Genomic DNA, 23,313 nt, shown 5'->3' with positions numbered 1-23,313 from the left:
TTCTTCCTGTATGGACGAGCCCCGCAGATCCGAGGTGCCGGAGCTGCGGGACAGCCACGCCGTGCTGGAGCGCGTCACGGACCGGCTGGCCGCCCGCCACCGGCGGGCCTTCTCCCGCGCCACGGTGGCCGATTACGTGGCCGAGTGCGCGGAGCTGCTGGGTGCCCGGGCCCGCGTCGTCCGCCATCTGCCGGTGCTGGTCGAGCGGTTCGCCGATCAGCGGCTGGGCGCGCTCGCGCGGGCGCAGGGGCTGTGCCCGAAGCCGGTGCCCGAGGTGCTGTTCGTGTGTACGGAGAATGCCGGGCGGTCCCAGCTGGCCGCGGCGCTGCTGCGGCACCGCACGGCCGGGGCGGTCACCGTACTGACGGCGGGCTCCGAGCCGGGCACGGACGTCGCGTCCGTGGTGCGCCAACTGCTCGCCGAGCAAGGGCTCGGCATCGGCGCGGAGTTCCCCAAGCCCATCACCCGCGAGGCCGTCGGCGCCGCCGATGTCGTGGTCACCCTGGGCTGCGGCGATGCCTGTCCGGTGGTGCCCGGGCGGCGGTACGTGGACTGGGACCTGCCGGATCTGTCCGGCCTGGACATCGAGAGCGCCCGGGCCGTACGTGACGCCCTGAGCCGCCGCATCGACCGGCTCGCCGAGGAGCTGGCGCCGGCCGCTCCGCTCATCCCGTAGCGACCGGGCGGACGTTCCGTCGCTGCGTGGGCATCGTGTTCTGCCGCCTGCAGTCCAGGCGGTAGCCGACGCCGCGGATCGCGTCGATCGTGCAGGTGCTGCCGCCCTCCTCCTGGACCTTGCGGCGGATGCGGCGGATGTGGACGGTGAGGCTGTTGCTCTCCAGGTGGTCGACGCCCCAGATGGCCTTGGTGAGTTCGAGGCGGGTGACGACGCGGCCGGCGTGTTCCATCAGGTAGCGCAGCAGCATCAGTTCGCGGACCGGCAGCTGCAACTGGCGGCCGGAAACGAAGACATGGAAGCCGGCGAGGTCGAGCTCGATGTCGCCCACGACCAGATGCTCCGGTGCCGGTGCCGCTTCCTTCCGGGCGGGGATGAGCAGCGGCAGGATCTCCTCGATCCGGTACGGGCGGGTCACGAACGCCACCGCGCCCGCCGACAGCGCCGCGGTCGCCTCGCTCGCGCCGTCGGTGCCGGCGCCGACGATCACCGGCACCGGGTGCAGCCGGGCGATCAGTTCGGTCACCCGCGCCGCGTCGACCACCGGCAGCGGAGCGCCGAGGAGCACGATCCGCGGGTGGTGGTACCCGGCCTGCAGCAGCGCCTCGGCGCCGTCCAGGCACACGATCGTGCGTACGCCCGCGCGCTCGAAGCGGGCCATGACGCGGGCGGCCACCGCCTCGTCGGGCTCGGCCAGCAGCAGGTCCGGCTGCGGGTCGAGTCCGGTCGGACGGTGGTGGCGGTGGCGGTCGTCGGCGGTCACCACGGGTCCCGTATCGCCGTCAGCCGAAGCGGCCGGAGATGTAGTCCTCGGTGCGCTGATCGGCTGGGTGCTCGAAGATCCGGATGGTCTCGTCGTACTCGACCAGCCGGCCGTGCCGCTCGCCCTTGTCGTCCACGTCGGCGGTGAAGAAGGCGGTGCGGTGCGAGACCCGGGCCGCCTGCTGCATGTTGTGGGTGACCACGATGATCGTGAACTCCCGCGACAGCCGCTCCATCAGGTCCTCGATCTTGGCGGTGGCGATCGGGTCGAGCGCCGAGCACGGCTCGTCCATGAGGATCACCTCCGGCTCGACCGCGATGGTACGGGCGATGCACAGCCGCTGCTGCTGGCCGCCGGAGAGGGAGAGGGCGGAGGTCTTGAGCTTGTCCTTGACCTCGTCCCACAGGGCGGCGTGGGTGAGGGTCTCCTCGACCAGGTCGTCGAGGTTGCCCTTGAAGCCCGACACCCGCGGCCCGTAGGCGATGTTGTCGTAGATCGACTTGGGGAAGGGGTTCGGCTTCTGGAAGACCATGCCGATGCGGCGGCGGACCTCGATCGGGTCGACCTCGCGGCCGTAGAGGTCCTCGTCGTGGTAGCTGATCTTGCCGGCCACGCGGGCGGTGGGGATGAGGTCGTTCATCCGGTTGAAGCAGCGGATCACGGTGGACTTGCCGCAGCCGGACGGGCCGATCATCGCGGTGATCTGCTGGCGGCCGATGGTCATGTTGACGTCCCGTACGGCCTCGTGATCGCCGTAGAAGACGGACAGGCCGCCGACCTCGAAGACCGGGTCGGCGAGGGTCCGGGCGTCGCGGAAGGCCACCTGCGGGGTCTTGGTCCCGCCCGGGGCGTCGGAGGGTGAGGTCATCGCGGCCTCCTGCTTGTCTGTCATCGGATCGTGTCTGTCATCGGATACGGCCTTACCAGCGCCGGGCGTAGCGGTTGCGGAGCCAGATGGCCAGGGAGTTCATGGCCAGCAGGATCACCAGGAGCACGACGATCGCGGCCGAGGCGAGCGCGGTGAACTCCGCGCGCGACTGACTGATCCAGTTGAAGATCTGGATGGGCAGCACGGTGAACGCACTCTGCGCACCGGTCGGGTTGAAGGTGATGAACGTCAGCCCGCCGAGCAGCAGCAGCGGTGCCGCTTCCCCGATCGCGCGCGAGAGGGCCAGGATTGCGCCGGTGGCCATGCCGGGCACGGCCGCCGGGAGGACCTGGCGCCGGACGGTCTGCCATTGCGTCGCGCCCAGCGCCAGGGAGGCGTCGCGGATGGACCGCGGCACCGCCCGTATCGCCTCCCGAGAGGAGATGATCACGATCGGCAGCACCAGCAGCGAGAGGGTGAGCGCGGCCGTCATCACGGTCTGGCCGAAGCCGAGGCCGCGAGAGATGATCCCGAGGCCGAGGATGCCGTAGACGATGGAAGGAACCGCCGCCAGATTCTGGATGTTGATCTCGATGGCGCGGTTGTACCAGCGCAGCGGGTCGGCGTACTCCTCCAGGTAGATCGCGGTGAGGATGCCGGTGGGCAGGCAGTACAGCGCCGTGAAGCCGATGATCCAGATGGTGCCCATGATCGCGGACTGGGCGCCGGCGTTGGCGGGGTTGATGATGTCGGGGAAGTTCGACCAGATCCGCGAGTCGAGACGCGGCCAGCCCTCCACCACGACGTAGGCGAGCAGCGCGACCAGGAAGATCACGCCGACCGCGAGCGAGGCCAGCAGGCTGAGGTGGAAGAACCGCTCCCGCAAGGGGGTGCCGCGGCCCTTCAGACGACGTGTCTCAGGTGCGCCGGCGGCCGGCGCGCGGGGGATGACGTCGGAGGTCATTCGTACACCTCCCGGTATTTGCGCACGAGGCGGATGCTGAGCAGGTTCATCACCAGCGTCATGACGAACAGCAGCGCACCCACGGCGAAGATGGTCTGGTAGCCGATGGAGCCGGTGGGCAGGTCGCCGATCCCGGCGGCGGCGATGAACGCGGTCATCGTCTGCATGCCTTCGAGCGGGTTGAAGGACAGGTTCGGACGGCCGCCCGCCGCGATGGCGACGATCATCGTCTCGCCGACCGCCCGGGAGATGCCCAGCACGATCGCGGCGACGATCCCGGACAGCGCGGCCGGGAAGACGACGCGGGTGGAGACCTGCATCCGGGACGAGCCCAGTGCGTACGCCCCGTCCCGCAGCCCGTGCGGCACCGCGCTCATCGAGTCCTCGGCGAGCGAGGCGATGGTCGGGATGATCATGACGCCCATGACGAAGCCGGCCGCCAGGGCGTTGAAGACCTGCGGGCCGTCCCCGGCCGGCCAGATGTCCTTGAGCAGCGGCGTGATCGCCTTCAGCGCGAAGAACCCGTAGACGACGGTGGGGATGCCGGCGAGGACTTCGAGGACCGGCTTGAAGACGGAGCGCAGCCGGGGATCCGCGTACTCGCTCAGGTACACCGCCGCGCCGAGCCCCAGCGGCACGGCGACGAGCAGCGCGATGAGCGTGACCATCAGCGTGCCGCCGACCAGCGGCAGCACCCCGAAGTGCGGCGGCTTGAACAGCGGCGACCACTCCGTACCGCTGATGAACTCGCCGAAGCTGACGTGCCGGAAGAACTCCATGGACGGCGGGATCAGCGCGATCACGATGCCGATCGTGGTCGCCACGGACACCAGCGAGGCGGCCACCAGCAGCACCTTGATGACCTTCTCGCCGTGCCGCGGCTGCGACCGCCGCAGGAAGCCGGGGCTTCCCGCGGCGGAGCGCCGCCGCCCTTTCTCGGGCGCGCTCACGGCTACTGGCCCTGCAGCTTCTCGAGCGCCTTGTTCAGTTCCGCCTCCTGCTCGGAGTTGAGCGGCACGAACTGCGCCTTCTCGGCGATGTCGGCGTGGTTCTTGACGTAGTACTCGACGTACGCCTCGACCTCGGCCTTCTTCAGCGAGGAGGCCTTCGGGTAGATGAACAGCGGCCGGGACAGCGGCTTGTACGTGCCGTCCTGCACGGTCTTCGAGCTCGGCTCCACGCAGCCGTCACCGTCGTCGATCTTCAGGACCTTGAGCTTGTCCTTGTTCTCCTCGTAGTACGACAGGCCGAAGTAGCCCATGCCGCCCTTGGAGCCGGAGACGCCCTGGACGGTGACGTTGTCGTCCTCGCTGGGGCTGTAGTCCGTACGGGACTTGCCCTCCTCGCCGTTGACCGCCTCGGTGAAGTAGTCGAAGGTGCCGGAGTCGGTGCCGGCGCCGAACAGCTCCAGCTTCTCGCTCGGGAACTTCGGGTCGACCTGGTTCCAGTTGTTGACCTTGGAGCCGGGCGCCCAGATCTTCTTCAGCTGGTCGACGGTCAGGCATTCGGCGAAGTCGTTGTCCTTGCTCACCACGACGGACAGACCGTCATTGGCGATCTGGAACTCCTCGTAGGCGATGTCCTTCTTCTCGCAGGCGGCCTTCTCGTCGTCCTCGATCGCCCGGGAGGCGTCCGAGATGTCGGTCTCGCCGGCGCAGAACTTCTCGAACCCGCCGCCGGTCCCGGACGTACCCACGGTGACCTTCACACCCGGGTTCTCCGCCTGGAACAGCTGCGCCGCGGCGGTGCTCAGCGGCGCGACGGTGCTGGACCCGTCGACCCGGATGGTGCCGGACAGCTTCTCGCCCTCCTTGCCGCTGCCGCCGGACCCGGCGTCGGAGCCGCCGCACGCGCTCACGGTGAGGGCGACGGCGGCGGTCAGGGCCAGTGGAGCGGTGGCTCGGCGTAACGACCTGGTGGATGACTTCATGGTTCCCCGGCCCTCGAATCAGGCGCCCTGTGCGCTTAGTTGGGACACCTTGGATCGAAGTGCGCCTATATGAACGGTCGGTGTACGGGGAACTGCCGAGGAATGAAATCATAGCTGCTCATCTATATAGATGGATCTTGATGACGGAAGGCCGCTTCCGCCGCCGATCGGCGTATCGACGACTGCCGACGCAGCGGCCATACTCCGCACCACCCGCGCCCGAGTGCACCCACGACACCGTGAGGATGAACGATGGCTGCGAATCACCCGTCCTTCCCGGAGTTCGACCCCGACGAGGTCAGCTCCAACCCGTCCGCGAACCGGCCGTTCCGGGAGGTCGTCGAGGCGCGGCTGTCCCGCCGCAACGTCCTGCGCGGCAGCACGGCCGCGGCGGCCGGCTTCCTCGCTTACGGGGCCGGAGCGGGCGCCCCGGCGACCGCGGCCGGCCGCGGGCTGCTCGGCTTCACGCCCGTCCCGACCAGCGACGCCGACAAGGTGACGGTGCCCGCGGGCTACCAGGCGCAGGTGCTCATCCCCTGGGGCACCCCGCTCCAGCCCGACGGCCCCGCCTGGCGCAAGGACGCCTCCAACAGCGCCGCCGAGCAGGCGCAGCAAGTCGGTATGCACCACGACGGCATGAACTTCTTTCCGCTGGGCCGCGGTCGCGACGGCAGCCGGCACGGACTGCTGGTGCTGAACCACGAGTACGTCCAGCCCGGGATCCTCTACCCCGACGGCGACAAGGTGATCACGCAGGAGAAGGTCGACAAGGCACTGGCCGCCCACGGCGTCAGCATCGTGGAGATCGCCGAGCGCGGGGGCTCGTGGCGAGTCGTCAAGTCCGGGCTGGCCCGCAAGGTCACCGGCAACACCCCGGTGACCTACTCGGGGCCGGTCCCGCCCGGCCACCCGGCGCTCAAGGCCGCGGGCCCGCCCAGGGGCACCCTCAACAACTGCTCGCACGGGGTGACCCCTTGGGGCACCTACGTGACCTGCGAGGAGAACTGGAACGCCTACTTCGGCACCGAGGACGCGAGCTGGAAGCCGAGTCCCGCGCAGGCCCGTTACGGCATCAACAACGTCGGCTTCGGCTACCGCTGGCACACCGCCGACCCGCGCTTCGACATCGCCACCAACCCGAACGAGGCCAACCGCTTCGGCTGGGTCGTCGAGATCGACCCCATGCGGCCCGGCTCGACGCCGGTCAAGCGCACCCGGCTGGGCCGGATCAAGCACGAGGGCGCGGTGATGACCACCGCCCGCGGCCGGGTGGTGGCGTACATGGGCGACGACCAGGACGGCGAGTACATCTACAAGTTCGTCGGCAGCGGCTCCTGGCGCCTGCACCGCGCGCTCGGCCGCAGCCCGCTCGACCACGGCACCCTCTACGTCGCCCGCTTCGACGACGACGGCACCGGGACCTGGCTGCCCCTGGAATACGGGAAGGGCCCGCTGACCGCCGCGAACGGCTGGCAGGACCAGGCCGACGTCCTGCTCCGCACCCGCACGGCGGCCGATGCCCTGGGCGCCACCAAGATGGACCGCGCCGAGTGGACCGCCGTCAACCCGCGGACCAAGGACGTCTACGCCACCCTCACCAACGGCGCCGGAGCCGGCAACGCGGCGAATCCGCGCACCCCGAACCCGTACGGCCACATCATCCGCTGGCGCGAGAAGGACGCCGACAACACCGCCACCACCTTCCGCTGGGACATCTTCGTGCTGGCCGGCGACCCGGCGTACGACCCGAGGGTGAAGCTGGATCCGGCGGACATCTTCGGCTCCCCAGACGGCCTGTGGTTCGACCCGGACGGCCGGATGTGGATCCAGACCGACATCTCCAACTCCTCGCAGAACCTGGCCTCCAAGGGCTACGACAACATCGCCAACAACCAGATGCTCGCCGCCGACCCGCGCACCGGCGAGATCCGCCGCTTCCTCACCGGTCCCCGCGGCTGCGAGGTCACCGGCGTCATCACCACCCCGGACCAGCGGACGATGTTCGTCAACATCCAGCATCCGGGGGAGACGACGGCGGCCTGGGGCGAGTCGACGCCGGCGAATCCGCAGGGGGTGAGCAGCTGGCCGGACCACGACCCGGCCGGCCGGCCGCGGTCCGCGACGGTGGTGATCCGCCGTACCGACGGCGGCGTGATCGGCGCCTGAGGCTCAGCCGGTCCACAGGCCCTGGCAGGTGAGCACGATCAGGATGGCGACGGCGCACAGCACCAGCGGACCGATGGGAATCGTCAGCTCGCGGTCGTCGCCGTCCTCCATCGTGTCGTGCAGTTCTTCCGTGTCGTGGATCATGTGAGACTCCAGGTCAGTTGGGTTGCGGTGGGGGGTGCCGGGGTGCGGGCATCGAGTGGGATGACCGGGGGTGCGGCGTCCTGGTGCAGGAAGACCTTGCGGACGACCCGCTCGGCGGCGTGCCCGTCGTCGTACTGGACGAAGCGCTCGCGGAACGCGGCCCGTAGCGCGGTGGCCCGGTCGTCCCGCCAGGCGCCGCTCCGGAAGACGTCGATGAGCTCGTCCTCGCTGGTGGCCGTGGCGCCGGGGGTCTCGCCCGGCCGCTGGGACAGCAGGTCGAAGTACATGCCGCGGGCCTTGTCGTAGACCTCCCAGTCGTCGACGTACGTGACGATGGGCCGGTCCAGGCAGGCGTAGTCGAACATGATCGACGAGTAGTCCGTGATCAGGGCGTCCGCGGCCAGGCAGAGGTCCTCCACCGCCGGGTGCCGCGATACGTCCTTGATCAGGCCGCGCCGCTGCAGCGCCCGCAGCCGCGGGTCGGCGCCGTAGAAGTAGTGGGCGCGGACCAGCACGACGTGATCGGGGCCGAGTTCGCGGCACAGCCGCTCCAGGTCGAGGCGCGGCAGGAAGCCCTTCTGGTAGTCGCGGACGGTGGGGCAGTAGAGCAGCGCGGTCTGGCCTTCCTTGATGCCGAGCTCGGTGCGGATGCGCCTGACGTCCTGGGCGGTGGCCCGGAAGAAGACGTCGTTACGCGGATAGCCGGTGTCGAGCGACTCGAAGGCGCACGGGTAGACGCGCTCCCAGATCTCGGTGGAGTGCTGGTTGGCGGAGAGGCTGTAGTCCCAGCGGTCGACGCGTTCGAGCATCCGGTGGAAGCTCATGTTCTTCGCGGCCGCGGGGAAGCGCTGCTGGTCGATGCCCATCTGCTTCAGCGGGGTGCCGTGGTGGGTCTGGAGGTGGATCTGGCCCGGGCGCTTGACGATGTCGTCGGGGAAGTTGACGTTGTTGACCAGGTACTTCGCCCGCGCCATCACCTCCCAGTAGCGGGGTGAGCGGGCCACCACGTAATCCACGCCGGCGGGAATGCTGTCCTCGTCGCCCGCCCTGACCACCCAGACGCCGTGCACGTGCGGGGCGAGTTCCCGCGCCTTGCGGTGGATGGCTGCCGGGTTGCAGGCGACGCCGCGGTTCCAATAGGCGCTGTAGACCGCGAGGTTCTCGTCGATCGGGCGGCGCAGGTGCATGCGGTAGAGCCGGTGGTAGGCCCTTCTGCCCAGCGCCGTCCTGGCCTTGGCGGCCCGCTTGCGCAGCCTGCCGCGGGTGGCGCCGGCGAACACGACGGCCGCGTACGCCGGGTACGAGCCGCGCTCCAGCAGGCCGAAGCGCAGGCCGGCCGTGCCCTCGGGCCTGGTGAAGCCGGCGGGCCGGTGGCGCCGGTACCGGGCGGCGGCCCGCCGGAAGAACTCGGGCCGGTCCTGCGGCAGCACCCGGTCGGGGCGCGCCAGTGTGAACAGGAAGTGGCCGGCCATCCGCTCGAACAACAGCGGTCGCACCGGGGCCAGTTCCGGCCGCTCGTCCAGGAAGGCGAAGAGGCGGTCGTACTGCTCGAAGATCCCGAAGTGCTTCCGGCCCGGTGTGCGCATGGAGTTGCCCTGCCGCCGCTGCCGGTATTCCACGCATACGTGCTCCAGCGCGGCGATGCGGTCCGCGGTGAGCATGGTCTTGTAGACCATCAGCGCGTCCTCGTAGAGGCCGTCGGTGAAGGTGAAGCCATGGCCCGCGTAGAACGCGCGGCGGTACACCCGGTTCCACACCACCGCGAACATCGACAGGTACTCGGGCCGCTCCAGCGCGGTGAAGACGTCCGTCCCCGCCGCCGCGAGCAGCTCGCCCGCGGCGCTCTCCTGCACCCTGGTCGTCCAGTAAGTACGGACGTGGTTGAGCAGCAGGATGTCCGGGTCCCCGGTCAGCTCCAGGCGGTCGGCGACGGCCTGCAACGCACCCTCGGCCAGGGTGTCGTCGCTGTCCAGGAAGAAGAGGTAGTCGCCGGACGCGCGCAGCGCGCCGATGTCGCGGGCCTTGCCGATGCCCACGTTCTCGTCGAGATGGACCGGCCGGACGCGGCTGTCCCGCGCGGCGTACTCGTCGAGGATCCGTCCCGAGGCGTCGGGCGAGTGGTCGTCCACGGCGATCACCTCGAAGTCGCCGAAGGGCTGCTCGAGGATGGAGTCCAGGCAGGCGCGCAGGTATCCCTGGACCCGGTGGACCGGGATGACGAGGCTGATGCGGTGGCGAGCCGGATTCTTCGGGTGGTTCATGGGACACAGCGTGCTTATGGCAGGTAAGCCGCACTTCCGGTCCAGGTGAGAGGTGGGTAAGAACCCGACTGGAGGAGGCAGGAACGGCGGAAAAGCCCAGGTCGGCCGGGCACACTGGACGGCGTGTCCGCACCCGCAGCCCCCGCCCCCACCGTCCTCGTCGCCGAGGACGACCGCGCGATCCGCACCTCCCTGGAGCGCGCCCTGACCCTGGAGGGCTACGCCGTCACGGCCGTCGCCGACGGCGTCGAGGCGCTCGCCGCGGCCCATCGCGAACAGCCCGACATCATGGTCCTCGACGTGATGATGCCGGGCATCGACGGCCTCCAGGTCTGCCGGGTGCTGCGCGCCGAGGGCGACCGCACGCCGATCCTGATGGTGACCGCGCTGGTGGAGACCCCCGACCGGATCGCGGGCCTGGACGCGGGCGCCGACGACTACGTGGTGAAGCCGTTCGACGTCGACGAGGTCTTCGCCCGCCTGCGCGCCCTGCTGCGCCGCACCGGCCCCGCCCCCGAAGCCGGGCAGGCCCACCAGCTCACCGTGGCCGACCTGCGCATCGACACCCGGGCCCGGCGCGCCTGGCGCGGCAGCCGCGAGCTGGAGCTGACCCGCACCGAGTTCGACCTGCTGGAGCTGCTCGCCCGCAACCGCGGCATCGTGCTCGACCACACCACGATCTACGACCGCATCTGGGGCTACGACTTCGGCCCCGGCTCGAAGAACCTGGCGGTCTACGTGGGATATCTGCGGCGCAAGCTGGACGAGCCGGGCGGCGCGCCCCTCATCCACACCGTCCGCGGTGTCGGCTACGTCCTGAGGGACCAGTGAGTACGGCCAGGGGCGCCCGGCGGGCCAGAAGCCTCCGCACCACGCTGGCCCTCGCCTTCGCCGCCGTGGCCGCCGGCGTCACGGGCGTGGTGGGGTTCCTGTCGTACGACTCCGCGGCGCACCTGATCCGCACGGACCGGCAGGCGTTCTTCGACGAGGTGGTCCAGGACCTGCGCGAGCAGGTGGGCCAGCGCAACCTCACCCCCGCCGACTTCGCCGAGGGCGACCCGGACCCCGGCAGCCCGCTCGACGACCTGGACAGCCCGGCCGACACCAACGTGCAAGTCCTAGGCCCCGGCGGCGACTTGGTCGACGTCGGCCACCCGAAGCTGCCGGTCGACGACGACGCCATCCGTACCGCGGGCGCGCGGACCGCCGGCACGTACACCCGGGACGACGTGGAGATCGACGGCGAGACCTACGTCATGGCGACCGTCGCGCTCGGCGACGGCCGCGGCGCCGTGCAGGTGGCGCAGCAGTTCAACACGGCGGACCTGCTGCGGGAGCTGCAGCGGCGGACGGTCCTGATCGCCGCGGCGGTGATGGCCGCCGCGGGCCTGCTCGGCTGGTGGCTGGCGCGGCGGATCACGTCCCGGCTGGTCCGCCTCGCCGAGACCGCCGAGGACGTCGCCTCCACGGGCCGGCTCGACGTCGCGGTGCCGGTCGCGGGCGGCGACGAGGTCGGCAGCCTGGGCCGCTCCTTCGACCGGATGCTCGGCCGCCTGGCCCGCTCCGTGGAGGACCAGCGCCGCCTGGTCCAGGACGCCGGCCACGAGCTGCGCACGCCGCTGACCTCGCTGCGTACGAATGTCTCGCTGCTCCGCCGCATCGACGAGCTGCCGCCCGCCGCCCGCGAGGAACTCGTCACCGACCTCGCCCAGGAGACCCGCGAACTGACCGACCTGGTGAATGAGTTGGTGGACCTGGCAGCCGGCAAGGAGGACGACGAGCCGGTCGAGGAGGTGGCCCTCGCCGACACCGCCGAGGACGTCGCGACCCTGGCCCGCCGCCGCACCGGCCGTACGATCACCGTCCGCGCCGTCGGCGACACGACGATCACGGGCCGCCCCGCCCAGCTCCAGCGGGCCCTGTCGAACCTCGTCGACAACGCCGCCAAATTCGACGCCCGTGGCAGCGAGCCGATCGAGATCGCCGTCACCCGGGACCCGGACGGCGGCGTCCGGGTGGAGGTCAGCGACCGCGGCCCCGGCATCGCGGCGGGCGACCTGACCCGCGTCTTCGACCGCTTCTACCGCGCCCCCGCGGCCCGCAGCCTCCCCGGCTCCGGCCTCGGCCTCTCGATCGTCCAGGACGCCGCGGCGGGCCACGGCGGGCAGCCGTTCGCCCGCCCGCGGGAGGGCGGCGGAGCGGTGATCGGCTTCACCGTGCGGGGTGCGGTGAACGGAGCATCGAACCGCTGATCCGCCCCCGCGTCGGCCGAGCAGGCCTGACTCTCCGTTAGCGTGTGGGTATGAGCCATCCGCACCCTGAGCTGAAAGCCGCCCCGCCGTTGCCCGAGGGCGGATTGCGCGTCGTCGCTCTCGGCGGGCTGGGCGAAATCGGCCGCAATATGACGGTCTTCGAGTACGCCGGCAAGCTGCTGATCGTCGACTGCGGCGTGCTGTTCCCCGAGGAGACCCAGCCGGGCGTGGACGTGATCCTCCCGGACTTCACCTCGATCCGGGACCGGCTGGGCGACGTCGTGGCGGTGGTCCTCACCCATGGCCATGAGGACCACATCGGCGGCGTGCCCTACCTGCTGCGCGAGCGCGCCGACATCCCCGTCGTCGGCTCGAAGCTGACGCTGGCCTTCCTGGAGGCCAAGCTCAAGGAGCATGGCATCAAGCCCCGCAGCGTGCGGGTGCGGGAGGACGACCGGCGCGGGTTCGGGCCCTTCGACCTGGAATTCGTGGCGGTCAACCACTCCATCCCGGACAGCCTCGCGGTCGCGATCCGTACCGGCGCGGGGCTGGTGCTGCACACCGGCGACTTCAAGATGGACCAGTTCCCGCTCGACGAGCGGATCACCGACCTGCGCGCCTTCGCCCGCCTCGGGGAGGAGGGCGTCGACCTCTTCCTGACCGACTCCACCAACGCCGAAGTGCCCGGCTTCACCACCTCCGAGCGTGAGCTGACCCCCGCCATCGACAAGGTGATGCGCACCGCCCCGCGCCGGGTCATCGTCTCCAGCTTCGCCAGCCATGTGCACCGCATCCAGCAGGTCCTGGACGCCGCCCAGCAGTACGGCAGGAAGGTCGCCTTCGTCGGCCGGTCGATGGTCCGCAACATGGGCATCGCCCGCGACCTGGGCTATCTGAAGGTCCCGCAGGGTCTGGTGGTCCCGCTGAAGGAGCTGGAGAACCTCCCCGCCAACAAGGTCACCCTGGTCTGCACCGGCTCCCAGGGCGAGCCGATGGCCGCGCTGTCGCGGATGGCGAACCGCGACCACATGATCCGTATCGGCAAGGGCGACACCGTCCTGCTGGCCAGCTCCCTGATCCCGGGCAACGAGAACGCCATCTACCGGGTGATCAACGGCCTGACCCGCTGGGGCGCCAACGTCGTCCACAAGGGCAACGCCAAGGTGCACGTCTCCGGGCACGCCAGCGCCGGCGAGCTCGTGTACTGCTACAACATCGTCCGGCCCTCGAACGTGATGCCCGTCCACGGCGAATGGCGGCATCTGCAGGCCAACGCCGACCTCGCCGTCCAGACCGGCGTCGAACCCGACCGGGTGGTCATCGCCGAGGACGGCGTCGTCGTCGACCTCATCGACGGCCGCGCCGCGATCGCCGGCAAGGTCCCGGCGGGCAATGTCTATGTGGACGGCATGACGGTCGGCGGCGCCACCGAGGCCTCACTCAAGGACCGGCTCACCCTCGCCGAGGAGGGTGTGGTCACGGTGGTGGCCCTGGTCGACGCCGACACCGGCGCCCTGGCCGAGCCGCCCGACTTCCTGGCCCGCGGCTTCGTCCACGACGAGACGACTTTCGAGCCGGTCATCCCGGTGATCGAGAAGACCCTGGCCAGGGCGGCGGAGGAGGGCGTCGGCGATGCCCATCAGCTGGAGCAGCTCATCGCGAGGGCGGTGGCCAACTGGGCGTTCCGCACGCACCGCCGGAAGCCGCTGATCATTCCCGTGATCATCGACGCGTGAACCGGTCCGACGGGCCGCCCCTTTGCGGGGGCGGCCCGTTGGTGACTTCCGCTCCTTACTTGGTGGTGTAGGTCAGCACGACGACGCTGGATGCGAGGGTCGTGGTCTTGGCCAGCTTCAGGTGCGTGGTGTCGATGCCGTCGAGGACGCGGGTGCCGCTGCCGGCTATGACGGGGAACATCCAGAAGTGGTATTCGTCGACGAGCTGGTGCTCCAGCAGCGTGCGGTCGAGGTCACCGGTGCTGAACTTCAGGATGTTCTTGCCGGGCTGCTCCTTCAGCCGGGCGACTTCCTTGGCGACGTCGCCGTTGATGACGGTGGCGTTCCAGGTGAGGTCGGCGTCGGTGAGGGTCCGGGAGGCGACGTACTTGGGCAGGGTGTTCATCCGCACCGCGTATTCGCCCTCGATCTCCTCCATGTTCGGCCAGACCGGGGCGAAGATCTCGTACGTCTTCCGGCCCAGCAGCAGTGCGTCGGCGGCGAACAGCAGCTCCCGCGCGTAGGCGGTGTACTCCTCGCCGAAGTACGGTGCGGCGAACTTCTCGGGTGCGGAGATGACGCCGTCCAGCGTGATGAAGGTCGTCTCGATGAGCCTCCTCATGTGGTGGGTGCGTAGCGGAGCAGGACGACCTGGGAGTCGAAGATCCTGGATTCGATGAGCCGCAGCTTGAACCGCTCGGGGTCCTGGAACACCGGCTTCCCGCCGCCCAGGACGGTCGGGTGGACGGTGATCCGGTACTCGTCGATCAGGCCGTGCTCGGTGAGGTGGCCCGCGAGGCTGGAGCCGCCGGTCAGCAGCAGGTTGGTGCCGGCGGCCTTGATGGCGCGGATTTCGTCGGCGACGTTGTCGTTGATGACGCGGGTGTTCCAGTCCGCCTTCTCCAGCGTGCGGGAGACGACGATCTTGGGCATCTCCCGCCAGACGGCCGCGAACGCCAGATCGTGTGCGTGGTCCGAGTGCTCCTCGGCGTGCGGCCAGTAGCTCGACATCATGTCCCACACCTTGCGGCCGTAGAGGAACGCGTCGGCGTGGTCGGTCAGTTCATGCGAATAGGCCGAGAGCTCGGGGTCCATGACGGTCCAGTCGAACTCGCCGTTGGGACCCTCGATGAAGCCGTCCGCGGACTGGGTGACGTAATGGATGAGTGTGCCGGTCATTGATCTCCTCGATGTGATCGTTTATGCCGACGCACACCCTGCGACCAACCGATTTCACGACGGCTTCACTACGGCTTCAGCGCCTGCTCCGGCCACTCCGAGCCGCTTCATCTGCGACAGGACGTCGATCGAGATCCTGGCCCCATAACCCCGGAAATAGATCAACCCTGACCCGTTTTCGCAGGTCAGGGTATTGATCGAGTGCCCCCAACGGGATTCGAACCCGTGCTACCGCCTTGAAAGGGCGGCGTCCTGGGCCACTAGACGATGAGGGCTGATGGCCGCCGTGGTGTCGGGCGCTGATGGCCGACACGTCGGGGACCTGAGAAGCATATGTGATGCGGGGGCGGCCTGCCAAAACGATTCCGGGGGCCGCCCCGGCGGGTGTCAGGCGGTGGTGGCGGCCGCGTCCGGGGTCCAGTAGCCGTCTTCGTCGGGCACGGGCGTAGGCGCGGACTCGGACACGGACCCGGGCACGGCCTCGGATACGGATCCGGCCTCCGGCTCGCGCTCCTGCTGCGCCTGCGCCGGTACGGGCCCGGGCGCCGGCTCGGTCTCCGGGACTGCCGCGGGCTCGGGCTCGGCCGCGGCGGTCGGCTCCGCCGCGACAGCCGCCTCCGCAGCCGCGGCCGCGGCCGGCGCCACCCCCCGCAGCTCCTCAATGCACGCCGTGATCGCCGCCCGCAGCGTCTCCAGCTGCTCGAGCATCTCTTCCTCGTAGACCTCCGCCGCGTCGTCCAGCGTCAGCTCCTCGAAGGCCTTCGCCGCCTTCGCGACCTTGGACTGGAAGCGGGCGCGGCGCTCGTGGGCGCGCAGCTGCGGGTCGGCCTCGACCGTTTCGGCGACCAGGGCCTGGAGGGCCTTGTGGGCGTCGTCCGCGTACTCGCCGGCCTCCGCGTCGTCGACGTCCTCGATCAGCGAGAGGTGCTGGCGGGCCTCCGCCACCACCGCCTCGGGGGCCGGGATCTTCTGGCCGCTCGCGGTCTTGACCTCGCCGCTGTCGATGACCTGGCGGACGTAGTCCACCTGGCCCGCCGTCTTGGACTCGGCGCCGACCGCCTTCTTCAGCTCCTCGGCGTGCGCGATGTCGCGGGCCAGCTCCTGGCGCAGGCTGGGGTCGTCCTCGAGGCGGTCCATCAGCGCGTGCCGGGCGGCCTGGGCCGTACCCGGGTCGGCGAGGATCGCGGCGCGCAGCGCCGTCGGGTTCTCGGCGACCTCGAGGGCCTTCGTCGGGCGGATGCCCTCCGCCTCCGCGACCGCGGCGATCGCGTGGCCGCGCGGGGAGTCGCCGGAGGAGCGGGAGGTGTAGTACGACAGCCAGACGTCGGCGTCGGGGAGGTCCACCGCCACCCCCGGGGTCAGCTGCTCGAAGACCGGCACCAGGCCGTCGTCCGCCGCCCGGTCCCAGGCCCGCCAATAGCGCAGCACCCGCTCGGGCGAGCAGCCGGCGATCCGCGCGAACTCCTTCGCCGAGACCTTCCGCGACCCGCTCTCCTGATCGCCCGCGGCCGCCCCGCCGCCGGGCTGCACGCTGCGCGCGACCTTCAGCCCGAAGGCCCAGCCGCCCGTCTTCGCGTACGCGCCGAAGTCCTCGGCGTCCCGTACGACGGCCTCATCCACGACCGGATCAGCAGCAGCGATTGTCACGAAACCTCCCGTGCAGGTGACTTGCGAGGTTCGAGGATATCCGCCGTCAGCTTGCCGGAGGCGATCAGGCCGCCCGCGTCTTCGTCCACGTGCAGTACCGCGTCCGGGTCCGCCACGAGGCCGTCGCCGTACGGCGGGCCCGCTTCCCCGAGCCGGATGTGGAAGGCGCCCTGCAGGTGCGGGAATTCGACATTCACCGTGACCGAGCCGTCCGGACCGTCCGCCCCCGCCAGCGCCGCCCGCAGCTGCTCGCGCAGCGGAAACGCCAGCCAGTGCGCCCGTACGGCATCCGTCGGACGCTGCTCGGCCAGCGCGGGCGCGCCCCACGTCGCCAGCGCATCCAGTACGGGCAGCAGCTCGCGCCCGCGCTCGGTCAGGTCGTACACCGAGGCGTTCGCCGGCGGCGGCAGCTTGCGGCGTTCCACCACGGACTCGCGCTCCAGGTCCTTCAGCCGGGCGGCGAGCATGTCGGTGCTGACGCCCGGGAGCTCGGTGTGCAGGTCCGTATAGCGGCGCGGGCCTGCCAGCAGCTCGCGGACGATGAGCAGCGACCAGCGGTCGCCGACGGCGTCGAGGGCGCGGGCGATGCCGCAGTACTGGTCGTAGCTTCGACGGCGATCTCGTGACGGCATGTGGATCAGCATAGCGATTCGGTTGGACTTTCCAAGCACGGGCTTGGTAGAACCAAGGTCCACGCAATGGGGAGGACCGATCATGGAGTTCCGCCAGTCGAGCAAGCTGAGCGAGGTCTGCTACGAGATCCGCGGCCCGGTGATCGAGCACGCGGACGCGCTCGAGGCGGCAGGGCACAGCGTCATGCGGCTGAACACCGGGAACCCCGCGCTCTTCGGCTTCGAGGCCCCCGAAGAGATCCTCCAGGACATGATCCGGCTGCTGCCGCAGGCGCACGGCTACACCGACTCCCGCGGCATCCTCCCGGCCCGCCGCGCCGTCGCCGCGCACTACCAGGACCGCGGCCTCCCGGACGTCCGCCCCGACGACATCTTCCTCGGCAACGGTGTCTCCGAGCTCGTCTCCATGGCCGTCCAGGCCCTGGTCGAGGACGGCGACGAAATCCTCGTACCGGCGCCTGACTTCCCGCTCTGGACGGCCGTCACCACGCTCGCCGGCGGCAAGGCCGTGCACTACGTCTGCGACGAGAACGCCGACTGGTACCCCGACCTCGACGACATCGCCTCGAAGATCACCGACCGCACCAAGGCGATCGTGATCATCAACCCGAACAACCCCACCGGCGCCGTCTATCCGCGCGAGCTCCTCGAGGGCATGCTCGACCTCGCCCGCCGCCACCAGCTGCTGGTCTTCGCCGACGAGGTCTACGACAAGATCGTCTACGACGACGCCGTCCACCACGTCGCCGCCTCCCTCGCCCCCGACCTGGTCTGCCTCACCTTCTCCGGCCTGTCGAAGGCCTACCGGGTGGCGGGCTTCCGCAGCGGCTGGCTGGTCGTCACCGGCCCCAAGCAGCACGCCCGCAGCTACCTCGAGGGCCTGACCATGCTCGCCTCGATGCGGCTGTGCCCCAACGCCCCCGCCCAGTACGCCATCCAGGCGGCGCTCGGCGGCCGGCAGTCCATCAAGGACCTCGTCCTCCCCGGCGGCCGGCTGCACGAGCAGCGCGACGTGGCGTGGCAGAAGCTCAACGAGATCCCCGGCATCTCCTGCGTCAAGCCGAAGGGCGCGCTCTACGCCTTCCCGAAGATCGACCTCGATGTGCACGGCATCCACGACGACGAGAAGTTCGTCCTCGACCTGCTGCTGCGCGAGAAGATCCAGGTCGTGCAGGGGACCGGCTTCAGCTGGCCGCGCCCGGACCACTTCCGCATCCTGACGCTGCCGCGGGCGGATGATCTCGAATCGGCGATCGGCAGGATCGGCCGCTTCCTCAGCAGCTACAAGCAGAGCTAGGGAAGCGCCGTTACGGCCCGGAGGGCGTCGACAGCGACGGCGATGGCGTCGCCCCCGGCCGGTTCTCCTTCGGCAGATGCCGGCTGACCTCGGCCTTCGTCTGGCCGAGGCCGCCCAGGGTGATCTCGTCCCAGGCCTGCAGCAGCTTCGACTGCTTGTCGAGGTAGAGGATCGACGCCGTCACCTTCTCCGGCACCCCCTGCTCCAGCGCCCGCAGGCCGCCGCCGCCCGCCGAGCCCTCCAGCATCAGCCGGGTGCCGCCGGGCAGTTCGTACTGGCGGCGGTTGTGCTTGTGGCCGGCGAGCGCCAGCGGCACCAGGCCGTCGGTCTGCCGCAGGGCGACGGGGTTGTGGGCGATCGCGAGGTGCACGTCCTTGCCCGCGTCCTTCTCGGCTCTGATCCCCGCGGCCAGCCGCCGCCCGGCCGCCTCCTCCGACTGGTCGCCGGCCGGCTTCACCGAGCGGTCGGGGGTGAACTGCGGGTCGCCGATGCCCGCGATCCGCAGCCCCTTCACGTCCTTCGTCTCCCCGTTGTCGAGCACGACGGCGTTCTTCTTCTCGGCCACGCCCGCCTGGGTGGTGAGCGAGTCGTGGTTGCCGCGCACCCAGACGTACGGGACGCCCAGGTCCCCGATCGGTTCGAGGTAGCGGTTCTCGGCGGCGGTGCCGTGGTCCATCGTGTCGCCGGTGTCGATCACCATCGCCACGTCGTACTGCTTGACCAGGGAGCGGATGATCTCCCAGGCCGCCGGGTTCAGGTGCAGGTCGGAGACCCACAGCACCCGGGTCATGGTCGGGTCCGGCTGGAAGGCGGGGAGGTTCGAGGTGGCGTTGTAGAGCGTGGTGACGTTGGTGACGAGGCGGGCCAGCTCCTGTCCGTAGACGTCGAAGTCGTTGACGATCGAGCGGGCGTCGCCGACCAGGCTGGGCGCGCTGGCCAGCAGGCCCGAATACTTCGGCTCCAGTACGGACTTGGGGTTCCAGGTGGCCCACGCCGTCGCGCCCGAGACGGCCAGCAGCGCGAGCGCCAGGCCGCCGGCGGTGAGCGCGCGGCGCGGGGTGCGGTAGACCGCCATGCCGAGCGCGGTGGCGCCGGCGACGACCGCGACGGCGGAGCGGGCGCCGAGGTCGAGGGTGGAGCGCTTGATGTCGGAGGTGACCTCGTCCTCGAGCCCCGCGATCCGGTCCGGGTGCTTGACCAGGTCCTGGGAGCGGGCCGGGTCGAGCTGGTCGACGTCCACGTCGAGGCGGATCGGGGCGTGGTGGCTGGAGAGCTCCAGCGCGCCGAGCGGCGAGACATTGATCTTCGTGCCGCCGGTGAGTGAAGGGCGCAGCGTCATCCGGGTGTCCATCGGCCCGACGGAGGTGTTCACGCTGCCGACGACCAGCAGCCCGAGCCATGCCCCGAGCAGCGTCACGGCGCACAGGCCGACCACGCGGGCGTACGGATGCGGGCGGTGGGTGAGCCAGATCTGTGGGCTGGGGTGATGCGAGGCGTAGGCCCGGCGGACGCCTCGCACCAATCCGGACCACGCTGCGGTGGGCACGGCTGCGGCGCGCATGGAGCCCGTATGCCCATGCCCGCAGGACGCCATGCGGCGGGCTGCCGGTGACCTGAAGGAGAATGGGCTTGTGCTGGAGATGACGGTTGAGGAGTTCGAGGAGCTGGTGGCGGTCGCGCTCGACCGGATTCCGGCGGAGCTGACGCGCCTGATGGACAACGTCGCGGTGTTCGTGGAGGACGAGCCGCCCGCGGACGATCCCGAGCTGCTCGGGCTGTACGAGGGCACGCCGCTGACCGAGCGCGGGGAGTGGTACGCGGGCGTGCTGCCCGACCGGATCACCATCTACCGCGGGCCGACGCTGCGGATGTGCGCGTCGCGCGACGAAGTGGTGGAGGAGACCGAGGTCACGGTGGTGCACGAGATCGCCCACCACTTCGGCATCGACGACGAGCGGCTGCACGCGCTCGGCTACGGGTGACCTTCTGCCCGCCGAGGGAGTTGAGCCGTGCGTAACTCGCTCGGTTCGCCCGGAGGGGGCCCGCCATGCACATCGTGAAGCGCCGCAGCTGTCGACGACGCGGCGAATCCGCTGTCGTTGTCCTGGTCGCCTTCGCGCTCAGCGGCTGCGTGTCCGTGTCCGGGTCCGGTGATCACGAGCGGACGGTGGCGCCGGGCGGCGACGGCAAGCGGAGCGCGGCCGAGCCGGACGGGCACAGCGCGGGCAGCGCGTCGGTGAAGCCGCGCCGGTCGCCGTCGCCGCGCCCCACGCCCTCGACGGACCGGCCCTCACCCACGCGCACATCCGCCGACGCGAAGCCGTCGCACAGCCGGCCCAGGCCGCCGACCGCCGCCTCGCCGACGCCCAGCACGCCGCGGCCGACGAAGAGCACCCCGCGCCCCACCCCGACCCGGCCGCCGTCGCCCACGCCCACCCCTACGCCGACCAGGACGCCGCCGCCGGAGACCGCGCCGGCCCCGTGAATCTCCCTTGACGCGCCGCTCCGCCGGCCGCTTCCCTGTGCCGGTGGATATCGATGTCGCGCTGGTACGGCGGCTGCTGGCCGTGCAGTTCCCGCGGTGGGCCGGGTTGCCGGTCGAGCGGTTCGCCTCGCAGGGCACCGTGAACGCCATCTTCCGCCTCGGCGACGACCTCGCCGTCCGGATGCCGCTGCAGGAGGAGGACGTGGCCGCCGAGGCCCGGCTGCTGGCGGGGCTCGCGCCGGTGCCGGTGGAGATCCCCGTACCGCTGGCGGTGGGGGAGCCCGCGGAGGGCTATCCGTGGGCGTGGTCGGTGCAGCGCTGGCTGCCGGGCGCGCCGATCGGCCTGGACAGTTCGGTGGACCGGGAGCAGCTCGCGGACGACCTGGCCGCCTTCATCACCGCGCTGCGGCGCACCGACATCGCCGGGGCGCCGCGGGCGTATCGCGGCGGGCCGCTCGCGGAGCTGGACGAGGGCGTACGCAAGGCCATCGCCGACCTGGAGGGCGTCATCGACGCGGATGCCGCCACCGCCGTCTGGGAGACCGCCCTCGCCGCGCCGTCCTATACGGGCCCGGGCGTCTGGGCGCACGCCGACCTGCAGCCGGGCAATCTCCTGGCGGAGGACGGCCGGCTGTCCGCCGTGATCGACTTCGGTACGGCCGGGATCGCCGACACCGCCTCCGACATGACGGTGGCGTGGAGCCTGCTCACCGGCCCCGCCCGCGACCGCTTCCGCCGCGCCCTCGGTGCCGACGACGCCACCTGGACCCGCTCCCGCGGCCTCGCCCTGGCGATCGCGCTGCCGGAGCTGTCGTACTACCGGGGCGGCCGCAACGACTGGATGGCGACGATCGCGGAGCACGTGATCGGGCAGACCCTCGCTCCCTGACCGTCACACCCTGACCCCGCCTCCCTCCAGCGCCAGCCGCGCCCCCTCGAAGCGCGCCCGCAGCGCCCGGTCGTGGGTCACCAGCACCACCGCCCCGGGGTAGTTGGTGAGGGCCTCCTCCAGCTCCTCCACCAGCGCGGGTGCGAGGTGGTTCGTCGGCTCGTCGAGCAGCAGCAGGTCGGCGGGTTCGGTGACCAGTCGGGCCACGTCGATGCGGCGGCGCTGGCCGTACGACAGCTCGCGGACGCGTAGCCGCAGCTCCGCCGGGTGGAAGAGGCCGAGCGCGAGGAGGGCGTCTGCCTGCTCGTCGCGGGTGCCGGTGCGGCCCTGGGCGAAGGCCTCCAGGACCGTCAGGCCCGGCGGCCACGGCGTCTCCTGCTGGCGCAGGTGGCCGACCCGGCCCGCGACCCGGACCTCGCCCGCGTCGGGGCGCAGCTCGCCGGCGAGGAGGCGGAGGAGGGTGGTCTTGCCGGCGCCGTTCGGGCCGGTGACCAGGAGGCGGCCGGTGGGGGAGAGGGCGAGGGAGTCCAGGTGGAGGCGGTCTCCTACGCGGATGTCCGACAGCTCGACGGCGGGTTCGGCGCGGGCGTCCGCGGGTGTGGCGCGGTCGTCCTCGGCCGTCCCGATGTGCGCGGTGAAGGCGAGCGGCTCCGGCGGCGGGGCCACCGGGTTGGCCGTCAGCCGCTCGACGCGTTCGCGGGCGTTGCGGATACGGGACATGGCGCCGTGCGCGCGGCTGCGGGCGCGGAAGGCGCCGTGGCCGAAGCTGTCCAGGGTCGTCTTGCGCGGGATGGCGCCGAGGCTGACGGCGTGGGTGGCGGCGAGCCGCTCGTTGCGGGCGAGTTCGGCGCGCCAGTCCGCGTACTCCTGGAGCCGGCGGGCGCGCTCGGCGGCCTTGGCGGTGCGGTAGCCGGCGTAGCCGTCGCCGTAACGCGTCACCTTTCCCGCCTCCGACTCCAGCACCGTGTCGGTCAGACGCCGCAGGAAGACGCGGTCGTGGGTGACCGCGAGGACCGTGCCGCGGTGCGCGCGCAGCTGCTCCTCCAGCCACTCGACGGCCTGGTCATCGAGGTCGTTCGTCGGCTCGTCGAGCAGCAGCAGCTCGGGCCGGCCCGCAAGGACGGCGGCCAGGGCGAGGCGGGAGCGCTCGCCGCCGGAGAGGGTGCCGAGCGTGCGGTCGCGGGCCCCTGCTCGCTTGACCAGGCCGGGCAGGCCGAGGTGGTGCAGGGCGATGTCGACGCGGTGGTCGGCGTCGTAGCCGCCGCGGGCCTCGTAGTGCTCGAGGAGCGCGGCATACGCGGCCAGCGCCGCCGGCGAGGCGTCCGCGCCGAGCGCCTCCTCCGCCCGCCGCAGCTCCGCCTCCAGCGCGCGCAGGTCGGCGAGCGCGTGGTCGACGGCGTCCTGGACGGTGGCGGTCGGGGGGAGCGGGAGGGTCTGCGGGAGAT

The 23,313-nt window shown here is 71.1% G+C and carries 22 protein-coding genes and 1 tRNA gene; 8 read left to right on the top strand and 15 right to left on the bottom strand.

The window, feature by feature from the left end; genetic code table 11:
• Positions 1 to 10 precede the first annotated feature (10 nt).
• Entirely contained in the window at positions 11 to 676 is a 666-nt protein-coding gene (locus G5C51_RS17640; protein WP_165238413.1) for an arsenate-mycothiol transferase ArsC, read from the top strand.
• Here the strand turns inward: G5C51_RS17640 and G5C51_RS17635 are convergent.
• Genes G5C51_RS17635 through G5C51_RS17615 form a run of 5 tightly spaced genes read right to left on the bottom strand, consistent with a single transcriptional unit; the run spans position 666 to position 5,201 of the window.
• Positions 666 to 1,439, bottom strand: coding sequence for a response regulator transcription factor (locus G5C51_RS17635; protein WP_338118191.1), 774 nt, complete (start codon positions 1,437 to 1,439; stop codon positions 666 to 668). The genes G5C51_RS17640 and G5C51_RS17635 overlap by 11 nt on opposite strands.
• 19 nt (positions 1,440 to 1,458) lie before the next feature.
• Positions 1,459 to 2,307 carry a phosphate ABC transporter ATP-binding protein PstB gene (pstB, locus tag G5C51_RS17630; protein WP_165238445.1) on the bottom strand — a complete coding sequence of 283 codons (849 nt, stop codon included), beginning with the start codon at positions 2,305 to 2,307 and terminating at the stop codon, positions 1,459 to 1,461.
• Between the two features lie 52 nt (positions 2,308 to 2,359).
• A complete protein-coding gene (pstA, locus tag G5C51_RS17625) occupies positions 2,360 to 3,271 on the bottom strand; it encodes a phosphate ABC transporter permease PstA (protein ID WP_165238411.1) in 912 nt (303 codons plus the stop codon).
• Positions 3,268 to 4,221: a phosphate ABC transporter permease subunit PstC gene (gene pstC, locus G5C51_RS17620; protein ID WP_165238409.1), complete on the bottom strand. Its 954-nt coding sequence runs from the start codon at positions 4,219 to 4,221 to the stop codon at positions 3,268 to 3,270. Before pstC ends, pstA begins: the two co-directional genes overlap by 4 nt.
• A 2-nt stretch (positions 4,222 to 4,223) precedes the next feature.
• Positions 4,224 to 5,201 (bottom strand): PstS family phosphate ABC transporter substrate-binding protein, encoded by a 978-nt coding sequence (locus G5C51_RS17615; RefSeq protein ID WP_165238407.1) that lies wholly within the window; start codon positions 5,199 to 5,201, stop codon positions 4,224 to 4,226.
• A gap of 252 nt (positions 5,202 to 5,453) precedes the next feature.
• Between G5C51_RS17615 and G5C51_RS17610 the strand changes: the two genes are divergently transcribed.
• A complete protein-coding gene (locus G5C51_RS17610; protein ID WP_165238405.1) occupies positions 5,454 to 7,367 on the top strand; it encodes a PhoX family protein in 1,914 nt (637 codons plus the stop codon).
• Between the two features lie 3 nt (positions 7,368 to 7,370).
• On the opposite strand, the gene G5C51_RS17605 is transcribed toward G5C51_RS17610, so the two are convergent.
• Together G5C51_RS17605 and G5C51_RS17600 are read right to left on the bottom strand one after the other, a co-directional pair.
• Entirely contained in the window at positions 7,371 to 7,511 is a 141-nt protein-coding gene (locus tag G5C51_RS17605) for a hypothetical protein (protein ID WP_165238403.1), read from the bottom strand.
• Positions 7,508 to 9,772, bottom strand: a complete 2,265-nt coding sequence (locus G5C51_RS17600; RefSeq protein ID WP_165238401.1) for a bifunctional glycosyltransferase/CDP-glycerol:glycerophosphate glycerophosphotransferase — start codon at positions 9,770 to 9,772, stop codon at positions 7,508 to 7,510. The genes G5C51_RS17605 and G5C51_RS17600 overlap by 4 nt, the downstream gene beginning before the upstream one ends.
• A 123-nt stretch (positions 9,773 to 9,895) precedes the next feature.
• Here G5C51_RS17600 and G5C51_RS17595 point away from each other — a divergent pair, with 123 nt between their 5' ends.
• Genes G5C51_RS17595 through G5C51_RS17585 form a run of 3 tightly spaced genes read left to right on the top strand, consistent with a single transcriptional unit; the run spans position 9,896 to position 13,760 of the window.
• A complete protein-coding gene (locus tag G5C51_RS17595; protein ID WP_165238399.1) occupies positions 9,896 to 10,603 on the top strand; it encodes a response regulator in 708 nt (235 codons plus the stop codon).
• A complete protein-coding gene (locus G5C51_RS17590) occupies positions 10,600 to 12,024 on the top strand; it encodes a HAMP domain-containing sensor histidine kinase (RefSeq protein WP_338118190.1) in 1,425 nt (474 codons plus the stop codon). The genes G5C51_RS17595 and G5C51_RS17590 overlap by 4 nt, the downstream gene beginning before the upstream one ends.
• Before the next feature lie 50 nt (positions 12,025 to 12,074).
• Complete coding sequence (locus G5C51_RS17585) at positions 12,075 to 13,760, top strand: ribonuclease J (RefSeq protein WP_165238397.1); 1,686 nt, start codon at positions 12,075 to 12,077, stop codon at positions 13,758 to 13,760.
• A gap of 55 nt (positions 13,761 to 13,815) precedes the next feature.
• On the opposite strand, the gene G5C51_RS17580 is transcribed toward G5C51_RS17585, so the two are convergent.
• The 5 genes from G5C51_RS17580 to G5C51_RS17560 all read right to left on the bottom strand — a co-directional run bounded on the left by G5C51_RS17580 (position 13,816) and on the right by G5C51_RS17560 (position 17,197).
• A complete protein-coding gene (locus G5C51_RS17580; protein WP_165238395.1) occupies positions 13,816 to 14,361 on the bottom strand; it encodes a dihydrofolate reductase family protein in 546 nt (181 codons plus the stop codon).
• Positions 14,358 to 14,918, bottom strand: coding sequence for a dihydrofolate reductase family protein (locus tag G5C51_RS17575; protein ID WP_165238393.1), 561 nt, complete (start codon positions 14,916 to 14,918; stop codon positions 14,358 to 14,360). Before G5C51_RS17575 ends, G5C51_RS17580 begins: the two co-directional genes overlap by 4 nt.
• 202 nt (positions 14,919 to 15,120) lie before the next feature.
• A tRNA-Glu gene (locus G5C51_RS17570) sits at positions 15,121 to 15,193 on the bottom strand.
• Positions 15,194 to 15,305: 112 nt separating this feature from the next.
• Positions 15,306 to 16,565, bottom strand: coding sequence for a DNA repair protein RecN (locus G5C51_RS17565; protein WP_338118189.1), 1,260 nt, complete (start codon positions 16,563 to 16,565; stop codon positions 15,306 to 15,308).
• The gene (locus G5C51_RS17560; protein ID WP_165238391.1) at positions 16,562 to 17,197 is read right to left on the bottom strand and encodes a winged helix-turn-helix transcriptional regulator; all 636 of its coding nucleotides are present in this window, start codon (positions 17,195 to 17,197) and stop codon (positions 16,562 to 16,564) included. The genes G5C51_RS17565 and G5C51_RS17560 overlap by 4 nt, the downstream gene beginning before the upstream one ends.
• Before the next feature lie 82 nt (positions 17,198 to 17,279).
• On the opposite strand from G5C51_RS17560, the gene G5C51_RS17555 reads away from it, so the two are divergent.
• Entirely contained in the window at positions 17,280 to 18,494 is a 1,215-nt protein-coding gene (locus G5C51_RS17555) for a pyridoxal phosphate-dependent aminotransferase (protein WP_165238389.1), read from the top strand.
• 10 nt (positions 18,495 to 18,504) lie between these two features.
• Here the strand turns inward: G5C51_RS17555 and G5C51_RS17550 are convergent, their stop codons facing one another.
• Complete coding sequence (locus G5C51_RS17550; protein WP_165238387.1) at positions 18,505 to 20,055, bottom strand: metallophosphoesterase family protein; 1,551 nt, start codon at positions 20,053 to 20,055, stop codon at positions 18,505 to 18,507.
• Between the two features lie 70 nt (positions 20,056 to 20,125).
• Between G5C51_RS17550 and G5C51_RS17545 the strand changes: the two genes are divergently transcribed.
• Positions 20,126 to 20,476, top strand: coding sequence for a metallopeptidase family protein (locus tag G5C51_RS17545; RefSeq protein WP_338118188.1), 351 nt, complete (start codon positions 20,126 to 20,128; stop codon positions 20,474 to 20,476).
• A gap of 172 nt (positions 20,477 to 20,648) precedes the next feature.
• On the opposite strand, the gene G5C51_RS17540 is transcribed toward G5C51_RS17545, so the two are convergent.
• On the bottom strand, positions 20,649 to 20,924 hold the full coding sequence (locus G5C51_RS17540; RefSeq protein WP_165238383.1) for a hypothetical protein: 276 nt from the start codon (positions 20,922 to 20,924) through the stop codon (positions 20,649 to 20,651).
• Between the two features lie 98 nt (positions 20,925 to 21,022).
• Between G5C51_RS17540 and G5C51_RS17535 the strand changes: the two genes are divergently transcribed.
• Entirely contained in the window at positions 21,023 to 21,868 is an 846-nt protein-coding gene (locus G5C51_RS17535; protein ID WP_420824825.1) for an aminoglycoside phosphotransferase family protein, read from the top strand.
• A gap of 3 nt (positions 21,869 to 21,871) precedes the next feature.
• Here G5C51_RS17535 and G5C51_RS17530 read toward each other — a convergent pair.
• On the bottom strand, positions 21,872 to 23,313 hold a 1,442-nt coding region (locus tag G5C51_RS17530; RefSeq protein WP_165238381.1), incomplete at its 5' end, for an ABC-F family ATP-binding cassette domain-containing protein.

The organism is Streptomyces coryli (assembly GCF_011044975.1).
GTDB lineage: Bacteria > Actinomycetota > Actinomycetes > Streptomycetales > Streptomycetaceae > Streptomyces > Streptomyces coryli.
Note: the sequence above shows the minus strand (reverse complement) of the source record. Positions and strands in the feature narration are given on the sequence as shown.

What these genes read in the sequence shown, in the direction of transcription:
- G5C51_RS17640 (WP_165238413.1), top strand. Translation starts at nt 11, where the DNA reads ATGGACGAGCCCCGCAGATCCGAGGTGCCGGAGCTGCGGGACAGCCAC.
- pstB (WP_165238445.1), bottom strand. Translation starts at nt 2,307, where the DNA reads ATGACCTCACCCTCCGACGCCCCGGGCGGGACCAAGACCCCGCAGGTG.
- pstA (WP_165238411.1), bottom strand. Translation starts at nt 3,271, where the DNA reads ATGACCTCCGACGTCATCCCCCGCGCGCCGGCCGCCGGCGCACCTGAG.
- G5C51_RS17615 (WP_165238407.1), bottom strand. Translation starts at nt 5,201, where the DNA reads ATGAAGTCATCCACCAGGTCGTTACGCCGAGCCACCGCTCCACTGGCC.
- G5C51_RS17610 (WP_165238405.1), top strand. Translation starts at nt 5,454, where the DNA reads ATGGCTGCGAATCACCCGTCCTTCCCGGAGTTCGACCCCGACGAGGTC.
- G5C51_RS17605 (WP_165238403.1), bottom strand. Translation starts at nt 7,511, where the DNA reads ATGATCCACGACACGGAAGAACTGCACGACACGATGGAGGACGGCGAC.
- G5C51_RS17600 (WP_165238401.1), bottom strand. Translation starts at nt 9,772, where the DNA reads ATGAACCACCCGAAGAATCCGGCTCGCCACCGCATCAGCCTCGTCATC.
- G5C51_RS17585 (WP_165238397.1), top strand. Translation starts at nt 12,075, where the DNA reads ATGAGCCATCCGCACCCTGAGCTGAAAGCCGCCCCGCCGTTGCCCGAG.
- G5C51_RS17580 (WP_165238395.1), bottom strand. Translation starts at nt 14,361, where the DNA reads ATGAGGAGGCTCATCGAGACGACCTTCATCACGCTGGACGGCGTCATC.
- G5C51_RS17575 (WP_165238393.1), bottom strand. Translation starts at nt 14,918, where the DNA reads ATGACCGGCACACTCATCCATTACGTCACCCAGTCCGCGGACGGCTTC.
- G5C51_RS17560 (WP_165238391.1), bottom strand. Translation starts at nt 17,197, where the DNA reads ATGCCGTCACGAGATCGCCGTCGAAGCTACGACCAGTACTGCGGCATC.
- G5C51_RS17555 (WP_165238389.1), top strand. Translation starts at nt 17,280, where the DNA reads ATGGAGTTCCGCCAGTCGAGCAAGCTGAGCGAGGTCTGCTACGAGATC.
- G5C51_RS17550 (WP_165238387.1), bottom strand. Translation starts at nt 20,055, where the DNA reads ATGCGCGCCGCAGCCGTGCCCACCGCAGCGTGGTCCGGATTGGTGCGA.